Annotated in this window: 10 protein-coding genes; 8 read left to right on the top strand and 2 right to left on the bottom strand. The window is 65.7% G+C overall.

Features of this window, described 5'->3' with window-relative positions; genetic code table 11:
- Nucleotides 1-89 (top strand): hypothetical protein (locus AB4Y68_RS12425; RefSeq protein ID WP_233832711.1); only part of this gene is annotated, 89 nt, incomplete at its 5' end.
- Nucleotides 90-243: 154 nt separating this feature from the next.
- On the opposite strand, the gene AB4Y68_RS12420 is transcribed toward AB4Y68_RS12425, so the two are convergent.
- On the bottom strand, nucleotides 244-408 hold the full coding sequence (locus tag AB4Y68_RS12420) for a hypothetical protein (protein ID WP_441456062.1): 165 nt from the start codon (nucleotides 406-408) through the stop codon (nucleotides 244-246).
- A 151-nt stretch (nucleotides 409-559) separates the two neighbouring features.
- Here AB4Y68_RS12420 and AB4Y68_RS12415 point away from each other — a divergent pair, with 151 nt between their 5' ends.
- The 3 genes from AB4Y68_RS12415 to AB4Y68_RS12405 all read left to right on the top strand — a co-directional run bounded on the left by AB4Y68_RS12415 (nucleotide 560) and on the right by AB4Y68_RS12405 (nucleotide 3,632).
- Nucleotides 560-1,711, top strand: a complete 1,152-nt coding sequence (locus AB4Y68_RS12415; RefSeq protein WP_441456061.1) for a GNAT family N-acetyltransferase — start codon at nucleotides 560-562, stop codon at nucleotides 1,709-1,711.
- Nucleotides 1,712-1,725: 14 nt separating this feature from the next.
- Nucleotides 1,726-2,634, top strand: a complete 909-nt coding sequence (locus tag AB4Y68_RS12410; RefSeq protein WP_441456060.1) for a transcriptional regulator — start codon at nucleotides 1,726-1,728, stop codon at nucleotides 2,632-2,634.
- A gap of 101 nt (nucleotides 2,635-2,735) precedes the next feature.
- Nucleotides 2,736-3,632, top strand: a complete 897-nt coding sequence (locus AB4Y68_RS12405; protein ID WP_441456059.1) for a GIN domain-containing protein — start codon at nucleotides 2,736-2,738, stop codon at nucleotides 3,630-3,632.
- A gap of 153 nt (nucleotides 3,633-3,785) precedes the next feature.
- Here AB4Y68_RS12405 and AB4Y68_RS12400 read toward each other — a convergent pair whose 3' ends face one another.
- Nucleotides 3,786-4,535: a porin gene (locus tag AB4Y68_RS12400; protein ID WP_441456058.1), complete on the bottom strand. Its 750-nt coding sequence runs from the start codon at nucleotides 4,533-4,535 to the stop codon at nucleotides 3,786-3,788.
- Between the two features lie 597 nt (nucleotides 4,536-5,132).
- On the opposite strand from AB4Y68_RS12400, the gene rpsJ reads away from it, so the two are divergent.
- From rpsJ to AB4Y68_RS12380, 4 genes are read left to right on the top strand one after another with little or no spacing between them, the layout of a single operon-like run.
- Complete coding sequence (rpsJ, locus tag AB4Y68_RS12395) at nucleotides 5,133-5,438, top strand: 30S ribosomal protein S10 (RefSeq protein ID WP_105563630.1); 306 nt, start codon at nucleotides 5,133-5,135, stop codon at nucleotides 5,436-5,438.
- Between the two features lie 23 nt (nucleotides 5,439-5,461).
- The gene (gene rplC, locus AB4Y68_RS12390; RefSeq protein WP_441456057.1) at nucleotides 5,462-6,208 is read left to right on the top strand and encodes a 50S ribosomal protein L3; all 747 of its coding nucleotides are present in this window, start codon (nucleotides 5,462-5,464) and stop codon (nucleotides 6,206-6,208) included.
- Complete coding sequence (gene rplD / locus AB4Y68_RS12385; protein WP_441456056.1) at nucleotides 6,208-6,846, top strand: 50S ribosomal protein L4; 639 nt, start codon at nucleotides 6,208-6,210, stop codon at nucleotides 6,844-6,846. The genes rplC and rplD overlap by 1 nt, the downstream gene beginning before the upstream one ends.
- Complete coding sequence (locus AB4Y68_RS12380; protein WP_105563633.1) at nucleotides 6,846-7,151, top strand: 50S ribosomal protein L23; 306 nt, start codon at nucleotides 6,846-6,848, stop codon at nucleotides 7,149-7,151. Before rplD ends, AB4Y68_RS12380 begins: the two co-directional genes overlap by 1 nt.

Raw genomic sequence — 7,151 nt, 5'->3', positions numbered from 1 at the left:
CGATCGCGATGGAAGAGAAGCTGCGCTTCGCCATCCGTGAAGGCGGCCGCACCGTCGGCGCCGGCGTGGTGTCCAAGATCATCGCCTAAGCGATTGATCCGGGTCTTCGGACCCGAACAGTGCTGGCCTCAAGCAGCGCGCAAGCGCGAGAGGCCCAGCATAGAGCAAGCGTAACAGAGCGGCCCTCGGAGAAATCCGGGGGCCGTTTCTGCTTGCAGGTCTTCGGCGGCCTGAAATGCGCGGTCAGGGATTCGGGAGGCCGGTCGCCGGATCGGTATCGGTCTCGCCGGAGTTGCTGGAGCCCTTGGCGCCGTCGGGCTCGGTGGCCGGTCGAGGCGGCTGTTCGGGGCGATCCGGCTTCTGGTTCTCGTTTTCGGTTTCGCGATTGTTCGGGCGGGGGTCAGGCATGGCGGTTCCCTTGTTGAGACAGGGCAACGCCCGTAGGCCAGCAGTGCTCCACGGGTCGTTCACCGAGGCACCAAACCGTGTCGAAATGGGCCTGATCCAGAACGGCCAAGCGGAATGGAATTTGCTCGCCGTTTCGCGCAAAGGGGGAGTTATGTCCGGCGCACTGACTGTTGATATTCGCGATCTCGCTAGCCTGACGCTCCAGGAGCGTGCGCAGTGGAACGCCTGGGCCGCCGCGGATCCCGACTTGGCCAGTCCCTATTTCCGCGTGGAGTTCGCCGAGATCGCGGGGCGGGTCAGCCCGGGGGCGGCCCTGGCGCTCTTCCGTCGGCACGGCGAGGTGGTCGGCTATTTCCCACATCAGCGGAGGGGCGGCGCAGTCCAGCCGATCGGCGCGCCCATGAATGACTATCATGGGGTCATCGGTCCGCGCGACGCGCGCCCGACCCTGGGCGAGGTCGCCGGACTGCTCGATGGGGCCCGCTTCAGCGTCAACGGCTGGGTGGGGCCGGCGCCGGGGGCGCTGATGTCCGAAAGCTTCCGAACCACCATCCCGGAGGACGGCGGCTATGACGCCTGGTACGCCGCCCGCCGCCAGGCCTTCGGCAAATACTTCAAGGACAAGGAGCGCGCCCGGCGCAGCATGGCGACCGAGTTTGGGCCCGTCGAGGCGCGGATCGGTCTGCGCGACGGGGCTCTGCTCGACGACCTGATCGCCCTGAAGCGCGAGCAGTATCGGCGGACGGGGCGGCACGACATCTTCGCCTGCGGCTGGACACGGGATCTGCTGCACGCGCTGATGGCGACGGATGGCGATGATTTCGGCGCCTCAATCGCGGTCCTGACCGCCGGGGGACGAGTGTGCGCCATGGAGTATTCGCTGCACGCCGGGCAACGGTTGCACTTCTGGTTCCCGGCCTATGTCCCGGCGCTGGCGCGGTGCTCGCCCGGCATCATGCTGAGCATGGAGACCATCCGTATGGGCGCGGAGCACGGCTATCGCGACTTCGACTACGGATTCGGCGGCGAGGCCTACAAGCGCTACTTCTGCGACACGGTTCAGCCCGTGGCGGAGGCGACGATCCTGAGGCCCGGGCTGTCGGCGGCCTTGGGAGGGGCTGCCGCGTCGCTGCTGAATCTGGCGGGGGCGGAGCGCGGCGCGCGCCTGCGCGCCAGCGTACGTCGGCGCTGGAACGCCATCGAGGCGTGCGAGACGAACAGCCTCGACCGCTTGCGGGGCGCGGCGACGGCCGCCCGGGCGGCCTTGTCCAAGGCGAAGGGCCGCGCGGCGGTTGCGTCATGAGGACAGAGAACTTCATGTCCCCGCGAGGCACCCGCTATCCCGGCCCGATCGGCGAGGCGGCGATCCACCCCCATGGTTTGATCGCGCAAGGGTTCGCCGAGGACGAAGCCCTGGCGGCGTTGCTGGACCGCTATCCGGCCGACCTGTTCGACATCAACCTCTACGACTACGACGACGAGGGGCAGGTTTCGCTGCGCACGGGCGCGCGGGGGCGGCTGGACGGCGGGCAACTGTTGGAGGCCATCCAGCAGGGGCGGCTGTGGGTCAATCTTCGCGGCGTCGAGACCGGCTGGCCGGAACTGTGGGCGGCGGCGATGGCCGAGTTCCGCCAGATCCAGCGAGCCTATCCGGGGCTGAAGGCGGTCAAGACCGCCGGCCAGCTGATCCTGTCCTCGCCCAAGGCGGGGGCGCCCTATCATTTCGACGCGGCGGGGGTGGTGCTGTTCCACCTGCGCGGGCGCAAGCGCATTTTCGTCTATCCCGGCGACGAGGCCCATCTGCCGGAGCGCAACATGGAACAGGTGGTGGCGCGCCAGACGACCGAGGAACTGCCCTATACGCGGGCGTTCGAGGACGATGCGCGGATCATGGACCTGGAGCCCGGGCAGGCGCTGACCTGGCCCCTGTATGCGCCGCACCGCGTCGAGAATCTGGAGCGGTTCTGCGTCTCGCTGTCGATGGATTTCCAGACCTGGCCGTCGCGTTTCCGCAATGGCGCGCTCTATACCAATGCCGTGATGCGCAGCCGGGGCGGTTCGCCCCGCTTCACCGAGCGGATGGGGCAGGGGGAACTGGCGGCGCGATGGGCGGCCTCGCTGGCCTTGCGCCGCATAGGGGCGTTGAAAAGCCGGATCGCGCATTTCGAGCGCGACTTTGAACCTGAGGTCGGGGCGGTCGACGGGGCCGGCGCGTTGCAGGGCTGATCGCGAAGCCCATTCTTACAACGACTTCATGACCTCGATTTAAAATGACTTGAGACCCGCTCGGGACCACCTTCAGCGCACAACTGGAGAGGGACACTGTCATGAAGATCGCCGTTTACGTCGCCGCCTCGGCCGCCGTTCTGAGCGCCCTGGCCGCGGCCCAGCCCGCCGCCGCGCAGGACGCCGAGATCCGCAACGCGGTGGCCCGCGTCATCGTCATCCCCGAGGACCGATCGGACATCGCCGTCGAGATCACCCGCGGTTCGGCGGACCTGCCGCAACTCACCGTTGAACGCCGGGGCAACAAGGTCCGGGTCGATGGCGGCCTGGGCCGTCGCCGCGGTCTGTTTCAGATCAGCAACGACAGCATCCGCAACTGCAACAGCGGCCCAGCCGACGGGCGCCAGCCCGGCGAGGGCGCGACGGTCGAGGTGAACGGGATGGGCCGTATTCGCCTTGAAGACGCGCCGCTGATCGTGCTGCGCACGCCGCGCGACGTGGACGTCAGTGCGGGCAGCGGGGTCTATGGAGCGATCGGTCGGGGGGCGCGGTCCGTCGACCTGGGCTCCGGAGGTTGCGGCACCTGGACCGTGGCCAATGTTGATGGTCGGCTTGAGATCGGCCTCGGCGGGTCCGGCATTGTGCGCGCAGGCGCCTCCCGTTCGCTGGAGGCCTCGGTCGGCGGGTCGGGCTCGATCCTTGCGGGCGTGACAGGTGACCTGGAGGCCAATGTCGGCGGCTCCGGCAATATCGTCGTCGCGGCCGTGAACGGCGCGGCTGACGTGTCCATCGGCGGCTCGGGCGACGTGACGATCCGCGGCGGTCGCGCCACGAAGCTGGAGGTGGCCATCGCCGGATCGGGCAATGTCAGGTTCGATGGAACCGCGATCAGCCTGGAGGCCTCCATCGCCGGTTCGGGCGATGTGCGCGTCGCCGAAGTGACCGGGCCGGTGTCGCGCTCGATCGTGGGTTCGGGCGAGGTGCGCATCGGACGCTGATCCGATCCCTTGCTGCGAGAGAAGGCCCGGGAGCGTGGAACCCCCCGGGCCTTTTTCGTGTCCGCAGCGGACCGCACCGCCCCAAGAAAAAGCCCCGGCGGATTGCTCCGCCGGGGCTTCGTTCCGACCGGAGTCGGCAGGTATCCGTAGGGCTTAGAAGCCGCGGATGACCGGCAGGCCGGCCAGGGTGCGGCCCAGGTTGGCGCCGGCGCGGTCCAGCGACTGCAGGGTGCCGCCGAAGTTGTAGCGAGCGCCGATCATGAAGACGTCCGAATCGACATCGACGTTGGCGAAGTCGGTCGAGACGCGCTGATACGTGCCGTGGACGCTGAACGGGCTGTTGGCGAACTGGTACTCGGCGCCGGCGCCGTAGGCCCAGACGTCGGCTTCGCCCAGATCGGCGTCGATGTTGCTGTACGAGACGCCAGCGTTCAGGCGCAGCGACGGGTTGACGTAGTAGGCAGCGTCGCCGCCGAAGGTCCAGGCGTCAGCGCCGTCCAGGTCGGTGTAGGACACCAGGCCCGTCAGGGTCGCGTTGGCCAGGTACTTCTGCACTTCAGCGCCGACCGTGAAGGTGTTGTCGTCGCCGAGGTCCGTGACGCCGACGAAGCCGCCGGCGCGCAGGTCCGAACCGAAGGTCTTGGTCAGGTGAGCAGCAGCAGCGGCCGTCGTGTCGTCGCCGAACTTGCTGTCAGCGTAGTTGACGGCGCCGTTGACGGTCACGGTCCATTCCGGGGCGACCTGGAAGGCGCCGACGCCGTCCAGTTGAGCGCCATCGGTCTTGAAGCCTTCGGTGTCCGTGTGGACGTAGCCGATGCCGGCCGAGCCGACGGCTTCTTGAGCGAAGGCGGGAGCGGCGATCAGGGTGGCGGCGGCGACCGAGGCGAGGAAGACGGTTTTCATTATGATTATCCTTTTTTTCGTACCGCCGGGTTCGCACCGCAGCGGTACGGCAGAGATAGGCCCCCATTCGCCGCTTTGCTGTAACGAACTTGTCATCTTTCAGCGGTTTGAGGCCGATGTTGCCGATGTGTGACGCATTGCGACATGTTTGTGTTGCTGGGCGGGGCAGAATGAGGCCAAGCCTTACGGGGGCGGTCATGTGGCCCCGCTTTCGCCGCAAGGGTTAAGCGAAGGCCATGAGCGCGACGGATGATCGCCTCTATATAATGCGCCCGCACGCCGCCTTCGTCCGGGTGGCGGCCTGGAGTCCCAAACCCCCGCTGCGCCGTGGTTTCAGCGCTTGACGGAAACGGAATCGGAGGGCATAAGCGCCCCTCTTGTTGGACCGGCTGTGCATCTTCGGGTGCAGACGCGGTTCGCAGGAACGACCTAAGTTACTGTTCTTTGCAGCATTCTTGGGATTTTATGGCCTTCGCGGAGTTCTGCGTGGGCCAATCGTTTTTGCGGATTTGCGTTCCTTGGGGCTCTGCCCGAGGCTTCGGTCTTTGAAATGGTTCACAGGGACGCGGTTCCGACCGCTTGGGAATAACAACCGATATGGATCAAAGCATCCGCATCAGGCTCAAGGCCTTCGATCATCGCGTCCTCGACTTTTCGACGCGCGAGATCGTCAACACCGCCAAGCGCACCGGGGCGACCGTTCGTGGTCCGATCCCGCTGCCGACCCTGATCGAAAAGTTCACCGTGAACCGCTCGCCGCACGTCGATAAGAAGTCGCGTGAGCAGTTTGAAATCCGCACGCACAAACGCGTGCTCGACATCATCGACCCCACCCCGCAAACCGTGGACGCGCTCATGAAGCTCGACCTGTCGGCCGGTGTGGACGTCGAGATCAAGATTTAAGAAAGAAAGAGGCGGGATCCGACATGCGTACGGGCGTGATCGCCAAGAAACTGGGTATGACGCGCGTCTTCGCTGAAGACGGCGCGCACATCCCGGTCACGGTTCTGCAGCTTGATGGCTGTCAGGTCGTGGGTCAGCGCACTCAAGAGCGGGACGGCTACGTCGCCCTGCAACTGGGTGCCGGAACCAAGAAGGCAAAAAACACCAACAAGGCTCAGCGCGAAGTTTTCGCCAAAGCCGAGGTTGAACCCAAACATTACGTGACTGAATTCCGCGTTGACGCGGAAGGTCTGCTGGACGTGGGCGCCGAACTTTCGGCTGATCACTTCCTGGCGGGTCAAAAGGTCGACATCCAGGGCGAGACCATCGGTAAGGGCTTCGCCGGCGCTATGAAGCGCTGGAACTTCGGCGGCCTGCGCGCCTCGCACGGCGTGTCGGTGTCTCACCGTTCGCACGGTTCGACCGGCCAGCGTCAGGATCCGGGCAAGACCTTCAAGGGCAAGAAGATGGCCGGCCACTACGGCCAGGAAGTCGTCACCCAGCAGAACCTCACCGTCGTCCGCGTGGACGCCGAGCGTGGCCTGATCCTGATCAAGGGCGCTGTCCCGGGTCACGACGGCAGCTACGTCAAGGTTCGCGACGCCGTTAAGAAGGCTCGTCCGGCTGAGGCTCCCTTCCCGGGCGCCGTCAAGTCGACGAAGGCTGCTCAACCCGCCTCGACCCCGGCTGAAGCGCCGGCCGTTGAAGCGACCGAAGGCGGTGAAGCGTAATGAAACTCTCTGTCATCAAGCTCGACGGCAAGGCCGCTGGCGACGTGGAACTGTCGGAAGCCGTCTTCGGCATCTCCGACATCCGCGGCGACCTGCTGGCTCGTTACGTCAACTGGCAACTGGCCAAGCGCCGCGCTGGTACGCACAAGGTTCAAACCCGCAACGAGAACTCTCGTACGGGCAAGAAGATGTACAAGCAAAAGGGCACCGGCGGCGCTCGTCACGGTTCGCGCCGTGCCCCGCAGTTCGTCGGCGGTTCGCGCGCCTTTGGTCCGGTTGTCCGTGACCACGGCTACTCGCTGCCGAAGAAGGTCCGCGCCCTGGCTCTGCGTCACGCGCTCAGCTCGAAGGTCAAGGCCGGCGATCTGATCGTCGTCGACAGCGTTTCGATCACCGAAGCCAAGACGGCCTCGCTGCGCGAGACCTTCGGCAAGCTCGGTTGGACCAAGGCTCTGATCATTGCTGGTCCGGAAGTCGAAACCAACTTCGGCCTGGCCGCCCGCAACATCCCGAACATCGACGTGCTGCCGAACGCCGGCCTGAACGTCTATGACATCCTTCGGGCCGACAAACTGGTGCTGACCAAGGCCGCCGTTGAGGCGATCGAGGCGCGCTTCGCTGAGAAGGAAGCCGCATAATGGCCGCCGCTCAACCCACCGCCAAACACTACGACACCATCCTGGCTCCGATCATCACGGAAAAAGCCACGATCCTGTCGGAGCAGAACAAGGTTGTGTTCCGCGTCGCCGGCACGGCGACCAAGGACGAGATCGCTGCTGCGGTCGAAAGCCTGTTCAAAGTCAACGTCCTCAAGGTCAACACCCTGGTTCAAAAGGGCAAGACCAAGCGCTTCCGGGGCATCCTGGGCCGTCGCGTGGACATCAAGAAAGCGATCGTGACGCTGGCCGATGGTCAGTCGATCGACGTCACGACGGGGCTCTAA

The organism is Brevundimonas sp. 2YAF1 (genome assembly GCF_052114745.1).
Lineage (GTDB): Bacteria > Pseudomonadota > Alphaproteobacteria > Caulobacterales > Caulobacteraceae > Brevundimonas.
This window is presented reverse-complemented; position numbering and strand designations above follow the sequence as displayed.

What these genes read in the sequence shown, in the direction of transcription:
- AB4Y68_RS12420 (WP_441456062.1), bottom strand. Translation starts at nt 408, where the DNA reads ATGCCTGACCCCCGCCCGAACAATCGCGAAACCGAAAACGAGAACCAG.
- AB4Y68_RS12415 (WP_441456061.1), top strand. Translation starts at nt 560, where the DNA reads ATGTCCGGCGCACTGACTGTTGATATTCGCGATCTCGCTAGCCTGACG.
- AB4Y68_RS12410 (WP_441456060.1), top strand. Translation starts at nt 1,726, where the DNA reads ATGTCCCCGCGAGGCACCCGCTATCCCGGCCCGATCGGCGAGGCGGCG.
- AB4Y68_RS12405 (WP_441456059.1), top strand. Translation starts at nt 2,736, where the DNA reads ATGAAGATCGCCGTTTACGTCGCCGCCTCGGCCGCCGTTCTGAGCGCC.
- AB4Y68_RS12400 (WP_441456058.1), bottom strand. Translation starts at nt 4,535, where the DNA reads ATGAAAACCGTCTTCCTCGCCTCGGTCGCCGCCGCCACCCTGATCGCC.
- rpsJ (WP_105563630.1), top strand. Translation starts at nt 5,133, where the DNA reads ATGGATCAAAGCATCCGCATCAGGCTCAAGGCCTTCGATCATCGCGTC.
- rplC (WP_441456057.1), top strand. Translation starts at nt 5,462, where the DNA reads ATGCGTACGGGCGTGATCGCCAAGAAACTGGGTATGACGCGCGTCTTC.
- rplD (WP_441456056.1), top strand. Translation starts at nt 6,208, where the DNA reads ATGAAACTCTCTGTCATCAAGCTCGACGGCAAGGCCGCTGGCGACGTG.
- AB4Y68_RS12380 (WP_105563633.1), top strand. Translation starts at nt 6,846, where the DNA reads ATGGCCGCCGCTCAACCCACCGCCAAACACTACGACACCATCCTGGCT.